This is a genomic window from Leucobacter aridicollis (assembly GCF_013409595.1).
Classification (GTDB): domain Bacteria; phylum Actinomycetota; class Actinomycetes; order Actinomycetales; family Microbacteriaceae; genus Leucobacter; species Leucobacter aridicollis.
In genome coordinates this window covers 1,386,091-1,410,612 of sequence record NZ_JACCBD010000001.1, presented here as the reverse complement: position 1 = coordinate 1,410,612, position 24,522 = coordinate 1,386,091, and the positions used below count along the sequence as shown (strand labels likewise).

Genomic DNA, 24,522 nt, shown 5'->3' with positions numbered 1-24,522 from the left:
CTCCACGGAAGGCCCCCTGAAATGACGAAAGCCCCGGAGCGCAATTGCTCCGGGGCTTTCTCAACAAAATGTTCGGCGGTGTCCTACTCTCCCACGAGGTCCCCCTCGCAGTACCATCGGCGCTGTCAGCCTTAGCTTCCGGGTTCGGAATGTGACCGGGCGTTTCCCTGACGCTATAACCACCGAAACTCTATTGACATAACACACAAACCCCACACCAGGCACCACACAGGATGCAAGGGGTCGTGGCCGTACGTCAAGAACCACAAAGTAGACGCGAACATCGTTACAACAACATACTTACGCCCCAAAACACTATTTGGGATGAAGTCAAGTCATCGGCTTATTAGTACCAGTCAGCTCCACACGTTACCGCGCTTCCACATCTGGCCTATCAACCCAGTCATCTACTGGGAGCCTCACAGGAGTAAACTCCTACGGAAATCTCATCTTGAGGCCGGCTTCCCGCTTAGATGCTTTCAGCGGTTATCCATCCCGAACGTAGCCAACCAGCCATGCCCTTGGCAGAACAACTGGCACACCAGAGGTTCGTCCAACCCGGTCCTCTCGTACTAGGGTCAGATCCTCTCAAATTTCCAACGCGCGCAGAGGATAGGGACCGAACTGTCTCACGACGTTCTAAACCCAGCTCGCGTACCGCTTTAATGGGCGAACAGCCCAACCCTTGGGACCGACTCCAGCCCCAGGATGCGACGAGCCGACATCGAGGTGCCAAACCATGCCGTCGATATGGACTCTTGGGCAAGATCAGCCTGTTATCCCCGAGGTACCTTTTATCCGTTGAGCGACAGCGCTTCCACAAGCCACTGCCGGATCACTAGTCCCGACTTTCGTCCCTGCTCGACCTGTCAGTCTCACAGTCAAGCTCCCTTGTGCACTTACACTCGCCACCTGATTGCCAACCAGGTTGAGGGAACCTTTGGGCGCCTCCGTTACTTTTTGGGAGGCAACCGCCCCAGTTAAACTACCCACCAGGCACTGTCCGAAAACCCGATCAGGGTTCGTCGTTAGATATCCAATATGACCAGAGTGGTATTTCAACAATGACTCCACGAACACTAGCGTGCCCGCTTCACAGTCTCCCACCTATCCTACACAAGCCACACCGAACACCAATACCAAGCTGTAGTAAAGGTCACGGGGTCTTTCCGTCCTTCTGCGCGTAACGAGCATCTTTACTCGTACTGCAATTTCGCCGAGTTTACGGTGGAGACAGCTGGGGAATCGTTACGCCATTCGTGCAGGTCGGAACTTACCCGACAAGGAATTTCGCTACCTTAGGATGGTTATAGTTACCACCGCCGTTTACTGGGGCTTAAATTCACAGCTTCGCAGTCCGAAAACCGCTAACCGCTCCTCTTAACCTTCCAGCACCGGGCAGGCGTCAGTCCGTATACGTCCACTTGCGTGTTAGCACGGACCTGTGTTTTTAGTAAACAGTCGTTCCCCACTGGTCTCTGCGGCCACCACACCCTTTCGGAGTAAATCCTAATAGGCGGATGGCCCCCCTTCTCCCGAAGTTACGGGGGCATTTTGCCGAGTTCCTTCACCATAATTATCTCGAGCTCCTTAGTATTCTCTACCTGACCACCTGTGTCGGTTTGGGGTACGGGCAACTAGCAACCTCACGTCGATGCTTTTCTCGGCAGCATAGGATCAATGACTTCCCCATACGGGTCCCCATCGCATCTCACCCTTCACGCGGGACGGATTTGCCTATCCCGCAGGCTACATGCTTAGCCCGGGACAACCATCGCCCGGGATCACCTACCTTCCTGCGTCACACCTCACGCTCACCACCCCAGTTCGGGTTCGCAGCCGCCACCCCACATCACCCGAAGGATCCATGAAGCTTTGGTTTGCTTAGCACTACTGGTTAGGTCTTGAACGGTTACCAGCCGGTACGGGAATATCAACCCGTTGTCCATCGACTACGCCTGTCGGCCTCGCCTTAGGTCCCGACTTACCCAGGGAAGATTAGCTTGACCCTGGAACCCTTGGTCTTCCGGAGGACGGGTTTCTCACCCGTCTTTCGCTACTCATGCCTGCATTCTCACTCGTGTGGCATCCACGACTGGTTCACACCGCCGCTTCACTCGCCACACGACGCTCTCCTACCCATCCATACGGCTGGACCACGAAGGCCTACCTGTTATATGAATGCCACAACTTCGGTGGCGTGCTTGAGCCCCGTTACATTGTCGGCGCGGAATCACTTGACCAGTGAGCTATTACGCACTCTTTCAAGGGTGGCTGCTTCTAAGCCAACCTCCTGGTTGTCACAGCAACTCCACATCCTTTTCCACTTAGCACGCGCTTTGGGACCTTAGATGGTGATCTGGGTTGTTTCCCTCTCGACTATGAAGCTTATCCCCCACAGTCTCACTGCTGCGCTCTCACTTACCGGCATTCGGAGTTTAGCTGACGTCAGTAACCTTGTAGGGCCCATCGGCCATCCAGTAGCTCTACCTCCGGCAAGAAACACGCAACGCTGCACCTAAATGCATTTCGGAGAGAACCAGCTATCACGAAGTTTGATTGGCCTTTCACCCCTATCCACAGCTCATCCCCTCAGTTTTCAACCTAAGTGGGTTCGGCCCTCCACGCGCTCTTACACGCGCTTCAGCCTGGCCATGGATAGATCACTTCGCTTCGGGTCTAGGACATGCGACTGAATCGCCCTATTCAGACTCGCTTTCGCTACGGCTTCCCCACACGGGTTAACCTCGCCACATATCGCTAACTCGCAGGCTCATTCTTCAAAAGGCACGCTGTCACAGCAACAAGGCTGCTCCAACGGATTGTAAGCAAACGGTTTCAGGTACTATTTCACTCCCCTCCCGGGGTACTTTTCACCTTTCCCTCACGGTACTAGTCCGCTATCGGTCATCTGGGAGTATTTAGGCTTATCAGGTGGTCCTGACAGATTCACACGGGATTTCTCGGGCCCCGTGCTACTTGGGATACGCCACACGCAGCCAGGTCATTTCGGGTACGGGACTCTCACCCACTCCGGTCCGCCGTTCCAAGCGGTTCCCCTATAACCTGAACATTCACGTCGAAGGCTCAGCAGCGCCTTCAGCAGCGTCCCACAACCCCGATGATGCAACCCCTGCCAGGTATCACACACCACCGGTTTAGCCTCTTCCGGGTTCGCTCGCCACTACTACCGGAATCACATGTTGTTTTCTCTTCCTGTGGGTACTGAGATGTTTCACTTCCCCACGTTCCCTCTACCCGCCCTATATATTCAGGCGGGAGTCACCAGCTACGCATGCGCGCTGGCGGGGTTTCCCCATTCGGAAATCCTCGGATCAAAGCCCGTTTATCGGCTCCCCGAGGCTTATCGCAGATTACTACGTCCTTCTTCGGCTCCAGATGCCAAGGCATCCACCGTTTGCTCTTCGAAACTTGAAATCACATAAGTAAATTATTTAGAAACACACACAAGCCCGAAGACTCATGCGTGACCAATGAGACACGCCTCCACACCCCGAAAGGTGATCGTGCGTGTATCGAAGATGCTCGCGTCCACTGTGTAGTTCTCAACGTACGGTCAATCCCTGGACAGCTAGACAACACGTTCTAGACACCAGGGCTGAAGAAACCAAGACACCATCACCCCCCATACAGGAAGCAACCGTGGTCTGGGTCTCCAGGACCCAACAGTATGCACTCAAAAAAACCAGAACACCACCATCCAAGACTTTCCAACCAGCCAAAGCCGGCGTACTCACCCCAAACAACAGCACCCTGATCCACGTTGTCAAATGTTCCACCCATGAGCGGGTACGCATCACACGATCGGTGATGAACGCCCCAATCTGCACCAAACAAAGTTTGGTGAGTGCTCCTTAGAAAGGAGGTGATCCAGCCGCACCTTCCGGTACGGCTACCTTGTTACGACTTAGTCCTAATCACCAGTCCCACCTTCGACGGCTCCCTCCACAAGGGTTAGGCCACCGGCTTCGGGTGTTACCGACTTTCATGACTTGACGGGCGGTGTGTACAAGGCCCGGGAACGTATTCACCGCAGCGTTGCTGATCTGCGATTACTAGCGACTCCGACTTCATGGGGTCGAGTTGCAGACCCCAATCCGAACTGAGACCGACTTTTTGGGATTCGCTCCACCTCGCGGTATCGCAGCCCTTTGTATCGGCCATTGTAGCATGCGTGAAGCCCAAGACATAAGGGGCATGATGATTTGACGTCATCCCCACCTTCCTCCGTGTTGACCACGGCAGTATCCCATGAGTTCCCACCATAACGTGCTGGCAACATAGGACGAGGGTTGCGCTCGTTGCCGGACTTAACCGAACATCTCACGACACGAGCTGACGACAACCATGCACCACCTGTAACCGAGTGTCCAAAGAGTTCTGTATCTCTACAGCGTTCTCGGCTATGTCAAGCCTTGGTAAGGTTCTTCGCGTTGCATCGAATTAATCCGCATGCTCCGCCGCTTGTGCGGGCCCCCGTCAATTCCTTTGAGTTTTAGCCTTGCGGCCGTACTCCCCAGGCGGGGAACTTAATGCGTTAGCTACGACACAGAACCCGTGGAACAGGCCCTACATCTAGTTCCCAACGTTTACGGCATGGACTACCAGGGTATCTAATCCTGTTCGCTCCCCATGCTTTCGCTCCTCAGCGTCAGTAGCGGCCCAGAGATCTGCCTTCGCCATCGGTGTTCCTCCTGATATCTGCGCATTCCACCGCTACACCAGGAATTCCAATCTCCCCTACCGCACTCTAGCTTGCCCGTACCCACTGCAGGCCCGGGGTTGAGCCCCGGGATTTCACAGCAGACGCGACAAGCCGCCTACGAGCTCTTTACGCCCAATAATTCCGGACAACGCTTGCACCCTACGTATTACCGCGGCTGCTGGCACGTAGTTAGCCGGTGCTTTTTCTGCAGGTACCGTCACTTTCGCTTCTTCCCTACTAAAAGAGGTTTACAACCCGAAGGCCGTCATCCCTCACGCGGCGTTGCTGCATCAGGCTTGCGCCCATTGTGCAATATTCCCCACTGCTGCCTCCCGTAGGAGTCTGGGCCGTGTCTCAGTCCCAGTGTGGCCGGTCACCCTCTCAGGCCGGCTACCCGTCGTCGCCATGGTGAGCCATTACCTCACCATCTAGCTGATAGGCCGCGAGTCCATCCAAAACCGATAAATCTTTCCACCCACACACCATGCGGTGATAGGTCGTATCCAGTATTAGACACCGTTTCCAGTGCTTATCCCAGAGTTCAGGGCAGGTTACTCACGTGTTACTCACCCGTTCGCCACTCTTCCACCCAGCAAGCTGGGCTTCATCGTTCGACTTGCATGTGTTAAGCACGCCGCCAGCGTTCGTCCTGAGCCAGGATCAAACTCTCCGTAAAAAACGAATAGCAGCCAGCCACCGGAATAAGGTAAGCCAGACTGCGAGTTCAACCTGGACAGAAACCATCATCTGACGATTTCGTTATCCATAAAAAAGGAATCTCCAACACCAAACCAACAGGTTCAATGCCGGGGATAATAAATTGGCATTTGACAATTTAAGTGCACACTATTGAGTTCTCAAGATCCAGACACCCACCGTACTCACCCTGAGGCTTTCCGAAGAGCAACTTTTCTATCTTATCACACGAGGTGATTCCAGCGCATCCGTCTAAACCGAACCGCTCTGCGGCCCGGCTGCGTTGCGCTGACAAGGGAATACATTACGGCGGTCCGCCCCGAAGGGCAAGCCGCGGCGCGATCTCGGGCGTGTCTCCGCGTCTTTCCGCCATTCATGCAGTATTGGCTATTCGTTCACCCTCTCCTCTCTAGGGTTCGCCGATGCCCGGAACGGGGCAAAACTCGACCGTTGGCTGCCGATCCCTCGTGTTCCCGCGCGTGTTGTGCCCTCGCAGCGGGCTACTTCTACACTGAGTGGGTGACTGACTCTTCCGCGACCCCGCTGTCCCCCTCCCCCGCCGACTTCAGCTTCGACGTCGAGCATCGACTCGAGACCGGGGGCGCGATTGGCCGTACTGGCGCTCCGCTCGGGAGGGCGGGCACCATCCACACCCCGCACGGCGACATCCAGACCCCCGCCTTCATTCCGGTCGGGACCAAAGCAACTGTCAAGTCCCTCCTCCCCGAGACCGTCGGCCAGCTTGGTGGCCAGGCGGTCCTTGCGAACGCGTACCACCTGTTTCTTCAGCCTGGCAGCGACATCGTCGATGAGGCCGGCGGCTTCGGCAAGTTCATGAACTGGCACGGCCCGACGTTCACCGACTCGGGTGGCTTCCAAGTAATGTCGCTCGGCGTTGGGTTCAAGAAGGTCATCTCGATGAGCGAGAAGACGCACGCCGAGGCCGAGGTCATCGCGAAGACCAAGGAACGGCTCGCGCACGTCGACGAGGACGGCGTCACCTTCAAGTCATTCATCAATGGCGACAAGCACCGCTTCACCCCTGAGATCTCGATGCAGATTCAGCACCAGCTCGGCGCCGACATCATGTTCGCCTTCGACGAGCTCACCACCCTGCTCGACTCACGTGCCTATCAGGAGGACTCGGTGGAGCGTACCGAGCGCTGGGCCGTGCGGTGCCTCGACGAGCACGCACGCCAGACCGCCGAGCGACAGCATCGTCCATACCAGGCACTGTTCGGTGTCGTGCAGGGTGCACAGTATGAGGACCTGCGTCGCCGAGCGGCGAGCGGACTCGCGGGGCTCCGGGGGGCGACGGCGACCGAGCAGGAGTTCGACGGCTTCGGTATTGGCGGCGCAATCGAGAAGACCGAACTTGGCGAGATCGTCGGCTGGGTCTGTGACGAGTTACCGGAGAACAAGCCGCGACACCTGCTCGGCATCTCAGAGCCCGACGACCTCTTCTTCGGCATCGCGGCCGGCGCAGACACGTTCGACTGTGTCGCCCCCTCGCGGCAGGCACGCGGCGGCACCATGTACTCCAGCAGCGGTCGCATCAACGCGAAGGCCGCGACCCAGCGCCGTCGGTTCGAGGCCCTCGACCCCGAGTGCGACTGCTACACGTGCGAGAACTACACCGCCGCCTACCTGCACCACCTGTTCAAGGCCAAGGAGATGCTCGGTTCAACCCTCGCGACGATTCATAACGAGCGCTTCATCGTGCGTCTCGTCGACCAGATCCGCCAGTCGATCATCGACGGCACGTTCCTCGAACTCCGCGAGGAAGTCCTGACCAAGCAGTACGGAGCCGACTTCGCTAAGGAGGCGGCAGCCCGCTACTCCGCGTAGTGAGAACAACTGAGGGGGTGGTGCCGCGACTCGATCGCGGCACCACCCCCCTCAGTGTTGCCCCGGCCGAAAGGGAGTGGCGCCCCGCCAGAGCGGGATTGGCGCCCCGCCCGAGCCGCAGGGCCATCACTCCCCCATGGCTGGCGTGGCCCGGCCCGCCCGAGCAGTCAGTGCGCCTGGGATCGACAGACCCAATCGCCGGATGCGCCCGGACCGGCATTGCTATCGCAGATCCCAGAGGATCGGCCCGCTGTCACGAGGGCAACCCCCGGTGACAAGATTCACCCCGCTCCAACGCCCGGAACCCCACGCCGCCGCCATCCGCGCGCGGCACGCGACCTACGCCGGGAACGCCGTCCGCGCTTCCTCAGCCCGGCGCGTCCAGGCGATGACTCGCGTGGTCACGGGAAGCAGCACGACCTCGGCGAGCACCTTCACGACGTACCCGAGCACGACGTACATGACGAAGTCGACCCCCGTGATGATCCCGGCGAACGCGATGGTGCAGAAGAGCAGGGTGTCAATCAGCTGGCCAGCGATCGTCGATCCGATCAGCCTGGTCCGCAGGAAGCGCCCGGAGGTCTTGCGGCGCAGGCGATCCAGCACCCACGCGTTGACGAGCTGACCGGCGAGGAACGCGACGAGGCTCGCGGCGACGATGCGCGGCACGAATCCGAGCACCGCAGCGAACGCGTCCTGGTTCTCCCACCCGGCTGCGGGCGGCGACACCTGCACGAGCACGATGGTGAGCGACGCCACGAGCGCGAGGGCGAACGCCGTGAGGATCGCGCGCCGAGACGCCTTCAGCCCATACACCTCCGCGAGCACATCGCCGAGGATGTAGGCCAGCGGGAAGAGGAACACTCCCCCGTCGAAGACGAGCGGCAACGAGACGCTGCCGAACTCGATCGCCCCGAACGCGATCGGCTTGACCGCCACCACGTTCGAGATCAGCAGGATTCCTACGAACGCTGCCGAAATTACTGCGTAGCGGCCCCCAGCCGCTGCCGCACGGTCACCAGGCACCAAGTGGGCGCGCTGTTGCTCAGACACAACTGTCTCCTTGAGAGTGACGACGCGCTGCCCCACGTCTGTACTGCGAATATCTCGCCCACTATGCGTGAGCGCAGAACACAGCTTACTCGTCTACCTGCCCGACACCGAGCGCGCCACGGATCATGTCCATGTTGAGCTTCGCCGCGACGCTCGCGCCGTTGCCAGCCGCGATAATGAGCTGCTGCGGCCCGGGTGGGACGGTGTCACCTGCGGCGTAGACGCCACGAATCGAGGTTTCGCCACGCTCGTCAACCTTCACGAGGCCCCAGTCGTCGCGCTCGATCTCGAGATCGCCGAAGTAGTCGACCGATGCGTGCCAGCGGGGGCGAACAAATCCGCCGACTCGGGCAATGACCTCGCCGTCGGCGAGCCGCACGCCCGTCATGTCGGCCTTCTCGCCGACGATGTCGTCGATCGGGCGACGCTCGACGCGGATACCGATCGATGCGAGCTCGGTCTCCTGCTGCGGCCGGATCGTGTCGGCCCCGTTCGTGAACACGATGAGGTCCGAGCTGAACCGTGAGATGAGCAGCGCCCGCGCGAACAGGTCACTCGTCTCACCGATGAGCGCGAGCGGCTTGTCGGTCTTCTCGAAGCCGTCACACTCGACGCACGAGTGCAGCGCAGTACCGTAGTAGGCGCGAATCATCGGAAACGGCGGGAGTTCCTCCGTGAGCCCGGCAGCGATGAGCACGCGGCGGGCAACGATCTCGACGTCGCTACTCCCGCGGAGCCCGGTGCCCCGGATCCTGAAGCCGATCCCGTCGGGGAAGCCCGCCGCACGCGCCTCGTCCGCAGTCAGCGGCGCGATTTCGCGGGTCATCGCCTGCGCGAAACGCGCGGTCGGGTAGGTCTCGAACTCCTCGCGCCCGAGCTTGCGGAGTTCGAGCGGCGGCGCGCCGTCGCGGGTCAGGAAGCCGTGGGAGCGGAGCGTGGCGGAGTGCCGCGGCCTGTTCGAATCGAGGATCGCGATGCGGCGGTTCGCCCGCACGAGCTGCAGGCCCGCCGACAGCCCGGCAGGACCGCCGCCGATGATTGCGACGCCATAGGGAGCCGCAGGATTATCCGCAACCGTCTCGATCACCATCAGGTCTCACTCCTTCTTCCAGTCAACCGATTCCTGACCGGCGGGCGGCGCGCCCGCCGGGGGCGACTATGCGCCTGAGAGCTGAGCCTCGAGTCGGCGAAGACGCGCAAGCGTCTCGTCGCGACCCAGCAGCTCGAACGACTCGAACAGCGGCGGCGACACGCGGCGTCCCGAAGCGGCAACCCGGAGCGCACCGAACGCGACGCGGGGCTTCAGGCCCATGCCCTCGATGAGCGCGTCCTGCAGCGCCGTCTGGATCGGCTCGGTCGCCCACGCGTCGGCCGGCAGCGCTTCGAGCGCCGCGATGCTCGCGCGCAGGGTCTCAGGCGCATCGTCCTTCAGCGACTTGAGCGCGTCGTCTTCGTAGACGAGCGCGGCCGCGTTGGTGAAGAGGAAGCCGAGCATCGGCACGACCTCGGAGAGCACGGTGACCCGGCTCTGCACGAGCGGGACCGCGGCACGCACGGTTGCGAGCTGCTGCTCACTCGGCTCGACGGGCAGCGCGCCGCCGGCGATGAGGTACGGGAGGATCCGCTTGTAGAAGTCGTCCTCGCTCAGCAGCCTGATGTGGTCTGCGTTGATCGCGTCGGCCTTCTTCTGGTCGAAGCGGGCGGGATTCGGGTTGACGTCGGTGACATCGAACGCCGCGATCATCTCGTCGCTCGTGAACACGTCACGGTCCGCGGAGATGGACCAGCCGAGCAGCGACAGGTAGTTGAGGAGACCCTCGGGGATGAACCCGCGCTCACGGTGGTGCAGCAGATTCGATTCGGGATCGCGCTTGGACAGCTTCTTGTTGCCCTCGCCCAGCACGTATGGGAGGTGGCCGAACTGCGGGATGGCCGCCTCGATGCCGAGCTCCACGAGTGCGCGGTGCAGCGCGACCTGGCGGGGCGTCGACGAGAGCAGGTCCTCGCCGCGCAGGACGTGCGTAATGCCCATGAGTGCGTCGTCGACGGGGTTCGTCAGCGTGTACAGCGGAGCACCGTTCGGACGCACGACAACGAAGTCGATGGTCGAGCCCGCGGGGAAGCTGATCGGACCGCGCACGAGGTCGTCGAAGCTGAGATCCATGTCGGGGATGCGGAACCGGAGCGCGGGCTCGCGGCCCTCAGCACGGAATGCTGCGCGCTGCTCGTCGGTGAGGTCGCGGTCGAAGTTGTCGTAGCCGAGCTGCTTCGCGCGGCCGTTCGCCTCGTTGCGCGCGTCGATCTCCTCGGCGGTCGAGAAGCTCTCGTAGAGGTAGCCGGCGTCCATCAGGCGCTGCGCGATCTCGCGGTAGATCTCGCCACGCTCCGACTGACGGTATGGCCCGTGGGGGCCGCCCACGTCGATGCCCTCGTCCCAGGTCAGGCCGAGCCAGCGCAGTGAGTCGAGGATCTGGCCGTAGCTCTCCTCGCTGTCGCGCGCCGCATCGGTGTCTTCGATGCGGAAGACGAACGTGCCGCCGGTGTGCCGGGCGTACGCCCAGTTGAACAGGGCCGTGCGCACCATGCCGACGTGCGGCGTGCCCGTCGGTGAGGGGCAGAAGCGAACGCGAACGTCGCTGCCGGTAGCGGTTGAGAACTGGGGTTCGACGGTAGTAGACATCCCCACCAGTTTAGCCGCTATTGGCGCCCCGGGCTTCAGTGTTGCCTGGCGACTCGCAGCTTGGGATACATCGAGGCGATCACGCCGAGCGTCAGCAGCGCGAGTGCCACGAGGGCGAGGATCGAGAAGTCACTCATCGCGAACACGATTCCGGCGAGCACGCCCGCCGCCGCCCCGGAGGCGCTCATAAACGTGTCGGCGCGCCCCTGCCACTTGGGCCGCTCCCCGAGTGTGGTGAGGTCCGTGAGCAGCGCGGCGCCGGCAACCGTCACCGCGCTCCAGCCGATACCCACGAGCGTCATCGCGATTTGCACGTAGCCGTTGTTGTCGCCCGAGATGAACGCGAAGTAGATCGCGACGAGCAGGATCGCCCATCCTCCAACGATCACCGGGAGCCTGCCAATCTTGCCCGCCAGGATGCCAAACACGGGCGACAGCGCGTACATCCCCGCGATGTGCAGGCTGAGCGTGACGCCAACAAGGGCGTCGCTGCCGCCGTGATGCTTGAGGTGCAGCGGGGTCATCGCCATGAGACCGACCATGATCGCTTGAGCCATACCGATAATGACGATCGCGAGGATCTTCGCGCTGCGCGAGGCCGCCACCTCACTGGTGGTTTCTGGTCTGACGTCGCTCGACTTCTCGGCCTCGGCCTGCAGCAGCCGCGCCGTGAGCAGCGGGTCCGGACGAAGCCCGAAGAAGTTCACGCACACCGCCGCGAGCTGCGCAAAGAACGTGAACACGAAGACCCCCGCGAGCGGGGTCACGCCGATCCACCCGCCGACCACGGCCCCCGGGCCCATGAGATTCGGACCGATCACCGCGCCAACGGTGATCGACCACACTACGAGCGACAGATCGCGCGCGCGGTTCTTTGGCAGGGCGAGGTCGGTCGCCGCGAAGCGAGAGAGCAGTTGCACGGCGGAGGCCACGCCGAGGATCCCGATCCCGAGCGCAAGGACCCACCACACCGAGATCGCCGCGCCCCCAATCGCGAGGAGCGCGCCGAGCATCGCAACCGAGCTACCGAGGACCACCGCGGTGCGGCGGCCACGTCGCGCTGCGATTCGTGCGAGCGGAATGCCCGCGGCGGCGGCGCCCGCGTTCGACATGGCGGCCGCGAGGCCTGAGATCGCGTCGTTGCCGCTCACCTCGGCGAGGAGCAGCGCGCCGACCGACGCCGAGGCGCCGAAGCCGAGGCCGCCGAGGATCGTCGCGGTCGAAAGCACGACAAGGGTTCGTCGCTGCAGCTTGCCGCCGAGTTCGAGCGGAAAGCGATCCCGATACCGGCTCGAACCCGGTACCCGGTCCGGCGCTGCTGCCGTGTTCGTCGTCACGCGACGTCTCCTTTGGTGGCGGGGTGTGTGGTGGTGCTGCGGCCTCAGCCCGGTGTGACTACTGGCCCACCGGTGTGAGCCCCCAACAGGTGCCGTCGATGCTCGCGAGCAGGCGGCGCGCGAGGCGCACCTGCGGGCTCTCGTTCGCGGTCGCCATCGCGATCAGGCCGATCGTGCGATGGCGCTGCGGGTCAAGCTCGACGAGCACGGCCTCGTCCGGAAGCGTGCGAGCCGCGGCCAGCGCGAGGCCGGGGACGAGCGCAACCGCGCCGCCTGCCGCGGCCATCGCGAGCATCGCTGGCACGTTGTCGGTCTCCTGGATGATCTCAGGATCGAAGCCGGCGTCGCGCGAGGCCGCGAGCAGGTGGCCGCGGCATTTTTCGCAGCCGGCGATCCAGTGGTCACCGGCGAACTCGGCGAGCTTCGCGGGCGCGTCGGCACTGCCCGCGCCAACGAGCTCCGCCGCGCGGCTCTCGGAGACCACGAGCTGCACCTCCTCCTCCCATAACGGGAAGAAGGCCGACCCTGCGGGGAGCTCAGCGGCGCCCTCGTAGTCGAAGATGAGCGCGCAGTCGACCTCGCCGTCGCGAAGCATCTCGGTCGCCTCGGGGGGCTCGGCCTCGCGGTACTGCAGCGCGACCTCGGGCGCCTCCACCGCGAGCTTTCGCATGATGGCCGGGACGATTGTCGCCGATGCCGACGGGAAGCCGACGAGACGGAGGGTGCCAGCGCGCTCCCCGCGTAGATCGTCGATCGCGGCGAGGGCTGCATCGATCTCACTGACGACGGTGCGGCCGTGATCGGCGAGGATGTTGCCGGCGGTCGTGAGCCGGATCCCGCGGCCGAAGCGCTCGATGAGCGGAACGGCCAGGCGGGTCTCGACGCGCTTGATGCGCTGGCTCACGGCGGGCTGGCTCAGGCCGAGCGCCGCGGCGGTCGCGGTGAGTGAGCCTGTCACCGACAGGGTATGCAGGATGCGCAGCTCGGTCGAGTCGATGGAGCCGAGCGGATCGGCGGGTCGGGTGGCGTTCACAGCACCACTATAACCCAGATGCAACTCTTTCATAAGAATCATTCTCTATTCTTATGTTTTGTCGCGCCGTAGCCTGATCTGCATGACCACCTCAGCGGCGACGCAGCCCTCGACACACGACTTCTCGAGCCATTTCCCAGCGGTACGCGGCTACCTCTCGGCGTGCACGGGTGGCCTGCCAACGCACGGCACCACCCGGGCCGGCCACGCGTTCTACGATGACTGGTCGCGTGGCGCGATCGACGCCCGCGCCATCGGCGAAGCGGCAGAGCGGGTGCGCGGCCTGTACGCGCAACTCGCCGGCGTCCCCGCCTCGCGCGTGGCGTTGGGGTCGCAGGCGTCGCAGCTCGTCTCTATCGTCGCGACGGGGGTGCCCGACGGTGGTGAGGTGCTCTGCCCAGCCGGTGACTTCGCTTCCCTCACGCACCCCTTCGAACAGCTCGCGTCGCGCGGCGTGACCGTCCGGTACGCCCCGGCCGCGACGCTCGCCGAGGCCATCACACCGGCCACGTCACTGGTGGCGTTCTCACTGGTGCAGTCCGTAACGGGCGAGGTCGCTGACCATGCGGCGATCGTGCAGGCCGCCGCCAAAGTCGGCGCCAAGACCTGTGTCGACCTCACGCAGTCGCTCGGCTGGCTTCCGGTCGGCGCGGCCGAATTCGACTACACGGTCTGCCACGCCTACAAGTGGCTGTGCTCGCCGAGGGGCACCGCGTTCCTCACCGTGCGCGAGGGGCTAGATGAGACCCTCACGCCGCTCGCGGCAGGCTGGTGCTCGGCGGACGACGTGTGGAGTTCGTGCTACGCGGGCAACACTCCCCTCGCCGCCGGGACCGGCAGGTTCGACCTCTCACCGCTGTGGCCGCTCATCGGGGGCACCGAAGAGGCGCTCAAGGTGATCGTGTCGCTCGACGCCGCAGCCGTGCACGACCACGCCGTGGGCCTCGCGAACGCTGCTCGCGAGATGCTCGGGATGCCAGCCGGAAACTCCGCGATCGTCACCTGGCCCGACCCCGAGGGCGCCGACCTCGCCGCAATGCAGGCCGCCGGACTCGTCGCCTCGGGTCGCGCGGGAAACGCGAGGGTGTCGTTCCACCTCTGGAATACCGTCGAAGACGTGGAGCTGCTGGCGCGGGCGCTCGGCCGCTAGGGCTCGGGCGCGGGCTCGCCGGTGCTGGTGGCGCCCTGGCGCTGGGGGTCCCCTGGCGCTCACGGCGCTCACGGCCCCCACCCTGGACAACTTTGTCTACGTTTTGACGTAGTTGAGGCGCAACAACTACGTCAAAACGTAGACAAAGTTTCCGGGAGCAGGATCGGCGCCCCCGTTTCCGGGGACCGGACCTGCGGGTAGGGGTCGAGTCTGGGAAGGGTGCGCCCGAAAGTGCTGGGGTGGGCTACTTCGTCCACATCGCCCGCAGCCCACCCTGCGTGGCCTCGTTCTCCACATTCGGTCCGGTGCGGTGGGCGCGCCAGGCCCGGCTCGGCAGGATTGCAGCATGGATCGACGCCAGCATCCCCTTCCCGAGAGCCTCGGTAGAGTCTTCACCGCCGCTGCCGCCCGCGCGGCGGGGATCGACAGCCGCCGCCTGCACGGTGACGACGTCGTGCGCATCGCTCCAGGGACATACTCCCGGGTCGATGGAGAGGTCATTGTCTCTCCGGCGGACCATCCGAGTGGGCGGCTGCCGCACCCGAACGAACGATGGCGACAGTCGCTCACCATCCGTGCAATCAACCTCATCGAGGTAATGAAGCCCAACGCATTCTTCTCGCACTACACCGCCGCGGCGATCTGGGGGCTTCCGGTATCCCCTCCCCTGGGCGGCGATGAGCTGCGGGTCGACATTGCGTCGTGCGAGGGGAGCCAGTCGTTGGAACGCTTCGGCGTCACGTACCGCGTGCTCTCGCCCAGGCAGGTCAAGGTCGTCGTTCTGAGGGGTATTCCTGTCACCGATCCCGCAACCACGTGGGCAGAGCTTACCCCCGGGCTCGCCCGGTCACAGGCCGTCGCGGTCGGCGACGCAGTGCTCAGGCATCCGCGATATCCGGGAACGAGTAGGTACAAGCGCGACCCACTGGCGACACGCTCCCAACTCGAACAGGCGGCCACGACCCCGTATCGCCGCGGCGGCCGCGAGCTTCGGGAGTTGCTCCCCCTGCTGACGCACCAGAGCGCGTCGCCACCCGAGAGCCACATCCGAATGCTGCTCGCAGAGTGGCGCGCGCCGCCGCCTGAGCTCGACTACGACGTGTACTCCCCAGAGGGGCGGCTGCTTGGCTGCAGCGAGTTCGCGTACCCACAGCTGAAGCTGGCCATCGAGTACGAGGGGGAACATCATTTCAGCCAGGCGAAACAGTACGCACGCGACGTCGAAAAGTATCAGGCGTACGCAGAGCAGGGGTGGCGGGTCCTCAGAGTCACGAGCTCGTTGCTCTACCGTCAGCCGCTCGAACTCAAACGGCAGGTGCTCGAAGCGCTGCGGTTCGCACGCGAGACCCGCTGAACGGTCTCGCTCGCCAACCGCAGGCGGTCCGGTCCCGGTCGCTCACCTCGGACGGTTCGGACTCGCTCGACAGCGGCTGTCAGGAGGTCGCGAACGCCTCGGCGTCCGCGCGGTCCTGTTCGGTCGCGACGAGCTGGCCGCACGCGCCGTCGATCTCCTTGCCGCGGGTGTCGCGCAGGGTCGTGACAACACCGGCAGCATTGAGCCTGTCGACGAACTCGCGCGTGACTTCCTTGGTCGAAGACGTCCAGATGGAGCCCGGCGTCGGGTTCAGTGGAATCGGGTTCACGTGGACCCAGCCGCGGCCGCGCTGGTTCAGGCGATCTGCGAGGAGGTCCGCGCGCCAGGCGTGGTCGTTCATGTCCTTGATGAGCGCGTACTCGATCGAGACACGGCGACCAGTCTTCTCGTAGTAGGCGTACGCGGCGTCGAGCACCTCGTCGACCTTCCAGCGGCTGTTCACCGGGATGAGCTCGTCGCGCAGCTTGTCGTCGGGCGCGTGCAGTGACAGGGCAAACGTCACCGGGATGTCCTCGTCGGCAAGCTTGCGGATCGCCGGGGCGAGTCCAACGGTCGAGACCGTGATGCCGCGGGCGCTCATCCCGAGGCCCTCAGGCGACGGCGCGACCATGCGGCGAACGGCGTTCATCACACGCTTGTAGTTCGCGAGGGGCTCCCCCATGCCCATGAACACGATGTTGTTCACGCGCTCGGGCTCCGCACCGTTGCCGGCGCGGCGCTTGTGCCCCAGCCCGCCCTCCGCGATAAAGCGGTTCGCCTGGACGACCTGATCGAGAATCTCGGCGGTCGACATGTTGCGCGTGAGGCCCGCCTGGCCCGTCGCACAGAACGGGCAGTTCATGCCGCAGCCGCACTGGCTCGACACGCAGAGCGTGATCCGGCCCGGGTACCGCATAAGCACTGACTCAACGAGCGCGCCGTCAAACAACCGCCACAGGAACTTGACCGTGTTGCCGTCGTCGGTCACGAGCTTCTTGACCTCGCTCAGAAGCGGCGGGAAGAATGCCTCCGCAAGCTCCTCGCGCCGGTCCTTCGGCAGGTCGGTCATCTCCTCGGGAGACGTGGTGCGGTGCTCGAAGTAGTGCACCGAGAGCTGCTTCGCACGGAACTTCGGCAGCCCCATCTCGACGACCTTCGCTTCGCGCTCCTCGAGCGTCATATCGGCGAGGTGCGTCGCGGGCTGCTTGACGCGCGGGGATGCGAACTGCAGCGTCGGGCGCCCATCGGGATTCGTGAGCTGCGTCCACCCCTCGGTCTTCGGACGCACCTGCGGACGCCGAGCAAGGCCGCCAGTGTTCGGGCGAGTCTTGATGAGCTTGGACTCGCCGGTGGGCGGTGTGTGGTTGAGCTTGTTCGGATCCATCGTGCTCCTATTGTCTCACCTCAAAGCTGATGCTGCGCCCGGCCCCTAAAATGGGGGCAGCACCGAACCGGAGGAGCCTCGTGGACCGCAAAACCATCAATGCCGAGTTCCGGCGGCAGTTCTTCCCGCTCCTGGCCGCGGACGGATTCGTCCGGTCCGGCGACGTCGCCCGCCGCGTGCTTCCGGGAAGCGTCGTGCACGTCGTCGAGATTCAACATCGCCCTCGGGCCGGCGTCTTCCAGGTCGGCCTCGGCGTGCACTTGAGCCCGCTCGACGAGGTCGCTGGAACGTCGAGCACCCCTGCCGAGCAGCTCCGGGACCACGACTGTGCCTGGCGTAGCTCGATCATTTCGGGCTTCCGCAACAGCTCCGACGCGGAGTTCGCCTACGGCCAAAGCGCAGCCGAGGCTGCCGAATCGGTCGCGTTCTTTGTCTCGGAGTGGCCGCGTCAGGCCACCGGGTTCTTCGGCCCGCTCACCGCGTTCTCGGAGGATTTCCAAGCCGGCGCCGTGGCTGCCGCATCCGACGAGAGCATGCACCCCGCGCACCTGCTCACCTGGGCCCGGGTCGCCGTACTGCTCAAGGACAGGCAGCTTGCCCGAAGCATTTCCGCGCACGCACTCCCCCGGGTGCCAGAACGAGCGACGAGTTTGCGCGATGATCTGGAGAGCCTCAGCCAGAGCTGAAACAGCTGAGTCCCCCACCGTTCGGTGAGGGACTCAGCCAGCACGCGCAGGGCGCAGCACGGCGCGCAGCACGGCGCGCTACGCGACGGTGTTGCGCAGGATCCCGATGCCCTCGACCTCGACCTCGACGGCGTCGCCGGGCTCAAGCAGCCCGACGCCCGCGGGTGTACCGGTGAGGATCACGTCGCCCGGCAGCAGCGTAAACGCCTGCGACGCGTGCGCGACGATCCGGGCGAGCGAGAAGATGAGCTGCGAGGTGGTGCCGTCCTGCCGCGTCTCGCCGTTCACGCGGGTCGTGACGCGCGCGTCCGCGAGGTCAGGATCGGTCTCGATGACCGGCCCGAGCGGGCAGAACGTGTCGAACCCCTTGCCGCGCGTCCACTGGCCGTCAGCGATCTGAATGTCGCGGGCGGAGACGTCGTTCGCGCAGGTGAAGCCGAAGACGTACTCGAGCGCGCGATCCTCAGGGACGTCCTTCGCGATCGCACCGATCACCATCGCAAGCTCGCCCTCGTGCTCGACGCGATCCGAGATGGCGGGCCGCACAATCGTGCCGCCCGGGCCGATCACCGAGGTGTTCGGCTTCAGGAACAGCAGCGGCTCCGCTGGCGCATCGCCGCCCGTGACGTCCTTCATCTCCTCGATGTGGTCGGCATAGTTCTTGCCGACGCAGACGATCTTCGAGCGCGGGATCACGGGGGCGAGCAACCGCACGTCCTCGAACTTGAAGCGCTTGCCCGTCGTGTCGTAGCCCGCCACGATCGGGTCTCCGACGAGCTCGACGAGCTCAACGCCGGTGCCGTCCTCTGCGGGGTCGAGGATTCCGAACGAGATCTCCCCGTCGGCCTCGAAACGTGCGATCTTCACTGCTGCTCCTCTACGCGGCGACGCTGGCGGACGGGATCTCGGTGAGCCAGCTGTGGCGATCCTCATGGGTGCCGTACTGGATCCCTGTGAGCTCCTCACGCAGCGACAGCGTGAGCTCGCCCGGCGCCGCGTCACCAAAGTCGATGGTGAAGTCGGGCGACTTCAGCTGCCCGATCGGCGTAATCACGGCGGCGGTGCCGCAGGCAAACGCCTCGACGATGGAACCATTCGCGACGCCTTCGCGCCACTCCGTAACCGTGACCGCGCGCTCCTCGACCGCGTAGCCGCGATCCTTCGCGAGCTGGATGAGGCTCTTCCGCGTGATCCCGGGAAGGATGTTCCCGTTGAGCGCGGGCGTGAGCAGCGTCTTGTCATCGCGGACGAGGAAGAGGTTCATGCCGCCGAGCTCGTCGATCACGTCGGGGTCGCCTGCGTCGGTGAACAGCACCTGCTGGCAGCCGTTCTCGGCCGCCACGTTCTGCGGAAGCAGCGACGCGGCGTAGTTGCCGCCGCACTTCGCGGCGCCCGTTCCGCCGTGGCCGGCGCGTGCGAAGTCCTGCGACAGCCAGATCGAGACGGGCTTCACGCCACCCGTGAAGTACGGCCCGGCGGGGCTCGCGATGACCATGAAGCGGGCGCGCTGCGCTGCGCGGACGCCGAGGAAGCTCTCGTCGGCGATCATGAACGGACGCAGGTAGAGCGACTGGTCGGCGCCGCGCGGTACCCAGTCGGCGTCGATCTCGACGAGCCGCTTGGTCGCCTCGACGAACAGCTCGACCGGAAGCTCGGGCAGGGCGAGCCGCACGGCAGATTCGTTCAGGCGGCGCGCGTTCTCCTCGGGGCGGAAGATCACGATGGAGTCGTCGGCGCGACGGTACGCCTTCATCCCCTCGAAAATCTCCTGGCCGTAGTGCAGCACGGACGACGCCGGATCCATCGCGATCGGGCCGTACGGCAGGACCTGCGCGTCGTGCCAGCCGTCCGCCTGCGTCCAGACGATCGAGATCATGTGGTCGGTGAAGTGATCGCCGAAGCCGGGATCAGCGAGGATCGCCTCGCGCTCCGCTGCGGGGAGGCGTTCCGCCTCGGTGAGAGTGAAGGTGGAGTCAGTCATGACACGCCTTTCTGGTCAGTGTGAAACGCATGAGTGGTTCGGCGCGGGCCGAGAACGTGAGCTATGCGCGGGCCGGAATCTGCGCGATGATCGCGTCGCCGACCTCGGCCGTCGAGCGGACCTGCGCACCCGCTGCCGCGCGATCGGCGCGGACAGCCGCACGCAGGCGCTCCGCCTCGGCGTCGAGCCCGAGGTGGTCGAGCATGAGCCCTGCAGAGAGAATGGCCGCCGTTGGGTCGGCCTTCTGCTGCCCGGCGATGTCCGGTGCGGAGCCGTGCACCGGCTCGAACATGCTCGGGAAGGTGCCGTCGGGATTGATGTTGCCTGACGCCGCGAGACCGATGCCGCCGCCGATGGCGCCCGCAAGGTCGGTGAGGATGTCGCCAAAGAGGTTGTCAGTGACCAACACGTCGAACTGTGCTGGGTTTTGCACCATGTGGATCGTTGCCGCGTCGACGTGCATATAGTCTACGGCGATTTCCGGGTACTCCGCGCGCACGGCCTCGACGACGCCCTGCCAGGTCGCGCCGGCGTGCACGAGCACGTTGGTCTTGTGCACCCAGGTGAGCTTCTTGCGCGGACGCGCCATGGCGGTCTCGAAGGCGTAGCGCACGACCCGTTCGATGCCGAACGCGGTGTTCACCGACACCTCGGTCGCGACCTCGGCGGGGGTCCCGGGGCGCAGGCGACCGCCGTTGCCGACGTACGGCCCCTCGGTCCCCTCGCGCACGACGACGAAGTCGACGGTGCCGGGGTCTGCGAGCGTCGATTCGACGCCCGGGAACAGCACGCACGGGCGCACGTTCGCGTAGTGCTCGAAGTCGAAGCGAAGCTTCAGCAGCAGGCCGCGCTCGATGTTCGCGGAGCGGAGCCGCTCGTCGCCGGGCACGCCGCCAACCGCGCCAAAGAGGATCGCGTCGTGGCTCGCAATCGCGGCCTGCTCGATCTCGGGCAGCGTGTCGCCGGTCTCGAGGAAGCGCTCGGCGCCGAGCTTAAACTCGGTCCGCTCAATCGTAATGTCGCCCCCAGCAACGACAGCGTCGATGACGCGGTTCGCCTGCTCGATCACCTCCGGCCCAATACCGTCGCCTGGAATCACTGCAAGCTTGATCGTGCGGGTCACTACGTGCTCCTCGTTGTGCGTTGAAATCGTGGTTCAAGCATACTCCCGAGGGCTCCCTCCCCAGGCCAGCACTGCGCACAAACGAAGAAAGCCTCACCCGAAGGTGAGGCTTTCTGTTCCGGTGACCCCAGCGGGATTCGAACCCGCGTTACCGCCGTGAGAGGGCGGCGTACTAGGCCGCTATACGATGGGGCCGGACGCTGTTGTCTCCTTCTGGCCTAGGCCGTCGTTGACAACTCATATATATTCCCACGTACCCACCGGCTGCGCAAATCGAGGCCCCAAAACCGGTGCACCCGCGCGTGTTGCGCCGCCGCTACTTCTTGGAATGGGCGATCTTCCGCGCCAGATCGCGCTTCTCGAGCGAGCGGTCGATCACGAACTTGCCGACGATCCAGCCGCCGAGCGCGGTGATGATCCACACGATCGCTGGCGCAAGCAGCCAGGCCTGCACGCCCGAGATGACAATGCCCCCCTTGAAGAGGGTCGCGATCCACAGCGCGAGCAGCGTCGCGATGAGGCCGACTCCCCCGGTCAGTGGCTCCGCGTAGCGCTGCGCGAGCTTCCTGACGAGCGGGCGAAGGATCGCGTACGCGATCGTGAACACCCCCAGGGCGATGAAGAAGCCGGCGAGGTGGAGGGTGACGCCGGGCAGCGCGAAGTGGATCACGACGAGGGCGACGGCCGCGAGTGCGATCTGCGCGAGGAGGTTGAGGAGAAAACGCATGGCGTCCTTTCGGGTGCGGCGGCGCGAGGTGCGCCGGCAAATCTACGCCTGGCGCTCCCGCGGACGGAACGGCTTCGCCGGCAGGTTGGGGCCGTCCCACACCTGGATGATGCCCCACGCGACGGCGGCGATCGGCACGGCGAGCACCGCGCCGAGCACGCCGCTGAGCACGGTGCCGATCGTCAGTGCGAGCAGGATCACGAGCGAGTGCAGCTTCAGCGCGCGCCCCATGAGCACGGGCTGCAGGAAGTTGCCCTCGAGCTGGTTCACGAGCACGACGACTCCGACGACGAGCACGGCGCTGAGCGGGCCGTTCGCGACGAGGGCGACGAGCGCGGCGAGGATGCCGGCGACCGTCGCACCGACGATCGGGATGAACGCGAGGATGAACACGAGCGCGGCGAGCGGCAGCGCGAGCGGGACGCCCAGGATGAAGAGGCCGATCCCGATACCGATCGCGTCGACCGCGGCGACGGCGGCCGTGCCGCGGACGTAGGAGCCGAGGGTCGACACGGTCTTGTCGCCAGCGCGCTCGGCGCGGGCGAGCGCCTCGCCGCGGAACGGACGGAGCAGGAACTGCCAGATCTGCGGGCCGTCCTTCAGGAAGAAGAAGAGCACAACGATCATGAGCACGAGGCCGGTGACGAAGCTCGTGATCGCGCCGACGCCCGCGAGCGCGCCCGAGCCGAACTGGGAGCTCGTCACGAAGTCGATGACGGTGTCCTGCCACTCGGAGATCTGCTCGGAGCTTGGCGCGAACGGCAGCGTCTGCACCCACGCGACGACCTGCTCGAAGCCGCTCTGTGCCTGCGCGGCGAGCTCATCCCACTCGTCCTGCACGGCCCAGACGATGAGCCACCCGACGCCGGTGAGCAGCAACAGGATCCCGAGCAGAACGACCACCGTCGCAAGCGCCGACGGCAGCTTGTGGGCGCGGAGCCAGCGCATAACCGGCGCGAACGTGCTCGCCAGGATCAGCGCGAGCAGGATCGGGATGAACACCGTGCTCAGCGTTCGGAGCCCGATCACGACCGCCGCGGTCAGTACGAGCACGATGATCACCTGCAGCGACCGCGTCGCGATCATTCCGAAGCCGTCACCCCACGCGCCGCCTGCCCGGGAGCGCGCCACGGGCGACTCGGATGCGGGGTTCGATTGCCCGCCCGATTCCCCGGAGGGCACGCGGATGCCGCTCCGTCGCTCCAACTCGACAATGCGTCGGGTAAGTACTTGCTCTGTGCGGCGTCCGAACACTGGATACCCCTCCTAGCCGTAGACCATGTGGTTGGAGTCTACGCGCGGAGTGCCCGATCCGCGATGAACTCGCGCAGCGCGGCCTCATCGTCCGCCATCTTCACGACGTGCTGCGGCAGGTCAAGCAGGCCCGCGAGGTCGGCGGGCAGGCCGGGGGCCTCCCCCGTCGCCTCGAGCACAATCTCGGGGAACTTCTCGGGCTTTGCGGTCTCCAGCACGAGCATGGGGACGCCGGGCTCGAGCAGCTCGCGGGCGACCTTCACACCGTCGGCGGTGTGCGGGTCGATCGTGACGCCGCTCTCCTCGCGCACCGAGCGGATCGTGGCGACGCGGTCGGCGTGGGTGCTGGTGCCGCTCTGGATGCCGAACTCGCCGACGAAGCGGGGCAGCTCGGCGCTCAGGTCGATCCTGCCGGTCTCGTCGAGCTCGCGCCATGCAGCGTTCAGCCGCTCCGGGTCGCGCCCGAGCAGATCGAAGATGAACCGCTCGAGGTTCGACGCCTTCGAGATGTCCATCGACGGGCTCGACGTGAGGTGCGTCTCGGCCGACGTGCGCGGCGCGTAGATCCCCGTCCGGAAGAAGTCGTCGAGCACGTTGTTCTCGTTCGCGGCGAGCACGAGGCGGCGGATCGGTGCGCCCATCTCGCGCGCGTAGTGCCCCGCGAGGATGTTGCCGAAGTTGCCCGAGGGCACCGTGACCGAGATCTTGAAGGTCTCGCGTTCCTCGGCAGTGAGCGAATCGCTCGCGCGGAGCCACGCCCAGAAGTAGTAGACGACCTGGGCCGAGATCCGGCCGAGGTTGATCGAGTTCACGGCGCCGACGCTGTACTCGCGCTTGAACTCGAGGTCGCCCGCGATCGCCTTCACGAGGTTCTGGCAGTCATCGAAGACGCCCTCGACCGCGATGTTGTGAATGTTCGCGTCGTCGAGCGAGTACATCTGCGCACGCTGGAAGTCGCTCATGCGTCCCTGGGGCGACAGCATGAAGACGGACACGCCCTCCTTGCCGCGGAGCGCGTACTCGGCCGCGGAGCCGGTGTCACCAGAGGTCGCGCCAACGATGTTCAGCGTGCGCCCGGTCTTGCGCAGGACGTACTCGAGCGACTGCCCGAGGAACTGCATCGCCATGTCCTTGAACGCGAGCGTGGGGCCCTCGGAGAGGCCGAGCAGCGTGATTGAGTCGCTGATCGGAGTGAGCGGCACGATCCCGGGCGAGAAGCTCTCCTCGCGGTACGCTCGCTCGCACATCGCGGCGAGCTCGGGGCCCGGGATGTCGGTCGCGAAGAAGCTGAGGATCTCGGTGGCGAGCTCGGCGTAGTTCAGTGAGCGCCAGGTCTCGATCCGCTCATGCGTGATCTCGGGCATCGTTTCGGGAACGGCGAGTCCGCCGTCGGTCGCAAGCCCTTCGAGCAGCGTCGCGCTAAAGGGTGCGGGGGCCATCCCGCCGCGGGTCGAGATGTATTCCACCAAAGCTCCTAACCGTTGCAGCTT

16 protein-coding genes, 1 tRNA gene and 3 rRNA genes are annotated in these 24,522 nt (G+C 64.6%); 4 read left to right on the top strand and 16 right to left on the bottom strand.

Annotated features, from left to right (window positions below; all coding sequences use genetic code 11):
• Positions 1–70 precede the first annotated feature (70 nt).
• The 3 genes from rrf to BJ960_RS06515 all read right to left on the bottom strand — a co-directional run bounded on the left by rrf (position 71) and on the right by BJ960_RS06515 (position 5,402).
• Positions 71–187: ribosomal RNA gene (rrf, locus tag BJ960_RS06525) — 5S ribosomal RNA — on the bottom strand.
• Positions 188–326: 139 nt separating this feature from the next.
• Positions 327–3,438: ribosomal RNA gene (locus tag BJ960_RS06520) — 23S ribosomal RNA — on the bottom strand.
• 441 nt (positions 3,439–3,879) lie between these two features.
• Positions 3,880–5,402 (bottom strand): 16S ribosomal RNA (locus BJ960_RS06515).
• The 16S, 23S and 5S rRNA genes sit together here, the layout of an rRNA operon.
• Before the next feature lie 539 nt (positions 5,403–5,941).
• On the opposite strand from BJ960_RS06515, the gene tgt reads away from it, so the two are divergent.
• The gene (gene tgt, locus BJ960_RS06510) at positions 5,942–7,270 is read left to right on the top strand and encodes a tRNA guanosine(34) transglycosylase Tgt (protein WP_185986705.1); all 1,329 of its coding nucleotides are present in this window, start codon (positions 5,942–5,944) and stop codon (positions 7,268–7,270) included.
• Positions 7,271–7,609: 339 nt separating this feature from the next.
• Here tgt and BJ960_RS06505 read toward each other — a convergent pair whose 3' ends face one another.
• From BJ960_RS06505 to BJ960_RS06485, 5 genes are all read right to left on the bottom strand, one after another.
• Complete coding sequence (locus tag BJ960_RS06505) at positions 7,610–8,323, bottom strand: queuosine precursor transporter (protein WP_185986704.1); 714 nt, start codon at positions 8,321–8,323, stop codon at positions 7,610–7,612.
• A gap of 85 nt (positions 8,324–8,408) precedes the next feature.
• Positions 8,409–9,413, bottom strand: a complete 1,005-nt coding sequence (locus BJ960_RS06500; protein WP_185986703.1) for an NAD(P)/FAD-dependent oxidoreductase — start codon at positions 9,411–9,413, stop codon at positions 8,409–8,411.
• A 66-nt stretch (positions 9,414–9,479) separates the two neighbouring features.
• Positions 9,480–11,003: a glutamate--tRNA ligase gene (gene gltX, locus BJ960_RS06495; protein WP_185986702.1), complete on the bottom strand. Its 1,524-nt coding sequence runs from the start codon at positions 11,001–11,003 to the stop codon at positions 9,480–9,482.
• Between the two features lie 35 nt (positions 11,004–11,038).
• A complete protein-coding gene (locus BJ960_RS06490; protein WP_185986701.1) occupies positions 11,039–12,340 on the bottom strand; it encodes an MFS transporter in 1,302 nt (433 codons plus the stop codon).
• 58 nt (positions 12,341–12,398) lie between these two features.
• A complete protein-coding gene (locus BJ960_RS06485; protein ID WP_185986700.1) occupies positions 12,399–13,373 on the bottom strand; it encodes a LysR family transcriptional regulator in 975 nt (324 codons plus the stop codon).
• Positions 13,374–13,455: 82 nt separating this feature from the next.
• Between BJ960_RS06485 and BJ960_RS06480 the strand changes: the two genes are divergently transcribed.
• Entirely contained in the window at positions 13,456–14,523 is a 1,068-nt protein-coding gene (locus BJ960_RS06480) for an aminotransferase class V-fold PLP-dependent enzyme (RefSeq protein WP_185986699.1), read from the top strand.
• Positions 14,524–14,869: 346 nt separating this feature from the next.
• Positions 14,870–15,877 carry a PDDEXK family nuclease gene (locus tag BJ960_RS06475; protein ID WP_185986698.1) on the top strand — a complete coding sequence of 336 codons (1,008 nt, stop codon included), beginning with the start codon at positions 14,870–14,872 and terminating at the stop codon, positions 15,875–15,877.
• A gap of 79 nt (positions 15,878–15,956) precedes the next feature.
• On the opposite strand, the gene rlmN is transcribed toward BJ960_RS06475, so the two are convergent.
• Positions 15,957–17,261, bottom strand: coding sequence for a dual-specificity RNA methyltransferase RlmN (rlmN, locus tag BJ960_RS06470; RefSeq protein WP_185986697.1), 1,305 nt, complete (start codon positions 17,259–17,261; stop codon positions 15,957–15,959).
• A gap of 80 nt (positions 17,262–17,341) precedes the next feature.
• Here rlmN and BJ960_RS06465 point away from each other — a divergent pair, with 80 nt between their 5' ends.
• Entirely contained in the window at positions 17,342–17,947 is a 606-nt protein-coding gene (locus tag BJ960_RS06465; RefSeq protein WP_185986696.1) for a hypothetical protein, read from the top strand.
• Positions 17,948–18,025: 78 nt separating this feature from the next.
• On the opposite strand, the gene BJ960_RS06460 is transcribed toward BJ960_RS06465, so the two are convergent.
• From BJ960_RS06460 to thrC, 7 genes are all read right to left on the bottom strand, one after another.
• Entirely contained in the window at positions 18,026–18,814 is a 789-nt protein-coding gene (locus BJ960_RS06460) for a fumarylacetoacetate hydrolase family protein (RefSeq protein ID WP_185986695.1), read from the bottom strand.
• A gap of 10 nt (positions 18,815–18,824) precedes the next feature.
• Positions 18,825–19,928 (bottom strand): branched-chain amino acid aminotransferase, encoded by a 1,104-nt coding sequence (locus tag BJ960_RS06455; RefSeq protein ID WP_185986694.1) that lies wholly within the window; start codon positions 19,926–19,928, stop codon positions 18,825–18,827.
• Between the two features lie 61 nt (positions 19,929–19,989).
• Positions 19,990–21,051 carry a 3-isopropylmalate dehydrogenase gene (locus tag BJ960_RS06450; protein WP_185986693.1) on the bottom strand — a complete coding sequence of 354 codons (1,062 nt, stop codon included), beginning with the start codon at positions 21,049–21,051 and terminating at the stop codon, positions 19,990–19,992.
• Between the two features lie 122 nt (positions 21,052–21,173).
• Positions 21,174–21,246 (bottom strand) — tRNA-Glu (locus BJ960_RS06445).
• A 121-nt stretch (positions 21,247–21,367) separates the two neighbouring features.
• Positions 21,368–21,778, bottom strand: coding sequence for a phage holin family protein (locus BJ960_RS06440; RefSeq protein WP_185986692.1), 411 nt, complete (start codon positions 21,776–21,778; stop codon positions 21,368–21,370).
• Positions 21,779–21,820: 42 nt separating this feature from the next.
• Positions 21,821–23,032: an AI-2E family transporter gene (locus BJ960_RS06435; protein ID WP_342354337.1), complete on the bottom strand. Its 1,212-nt coding sequence runs from the start codon at positions 23,030–23,032 to the stop codon at positions 21,821–21,823.
• A gap of 38 nt (positions 23,033–23,070) precedes the next feature.
• A complete protein-coding gene (gene thrC, locus BJ960_RS06430; protein ID WP_185986691.1) occupies positions 23,071–24,498 on the bottom strand; it encodes a threonine synthase in 1,428 nt (475 codons plus the stop codon).
• Positions 24,499–24,522 lie beyond the last annotated feature (24 nt).

Bases quoted from the DNA above. Each gene is read 5' to 3' on its own strand.
- BJ960_RS06480 (WP_185986699.1), top strand. From the start codon at position 13,456: ATGACCACCTCAGCGGCGACGCAGCCCTCGACACACGACTTCTCGAGC.
- rlmN (WP_185986697.1), bottom strand. From the start codon at position 17,261: ATGGATCCGAACAAGCTCAACCACACACCGCCCACCGGCGAGTCCAAG.
- BJ960_RS06475 (WP_185986698.1), top strand. From the start codon at position 14,870: ATGGATCGACGCCAGCATCCCCTTCCCGAGAGCCTCGGTAGAGTCTTC.
- BJ960_RS06440 (WP_185986692.1), bottom strand. From the start codon at position 21,778: ATGCGTTTTCTCCTCAACCTCCTCGCGCAGATCGCACTCGCGGCCGTC.
- BJ960_RS06500 (WP_185986703.1), bottom strand. From the start codon at position 9,413: ATGGTGATCGAGACGGTTGCGGATAATCCTGCGGCTCCCTATGGCGTC.
- BJ960_RS06455 (WP_185986694.1), bottom strand. From the start codon at position 19,928: ATGACTGACTCCACCTTCACTCTCACCGAGGCGGAACGCCTCCCCGCA.
- gltX (WP_185986702.1), bottom strand. From the start codon at position 11,003: ATGTCTACTACCGTCGAACCCCAGTTCTCAACCGCTACCGGCAGCGAC.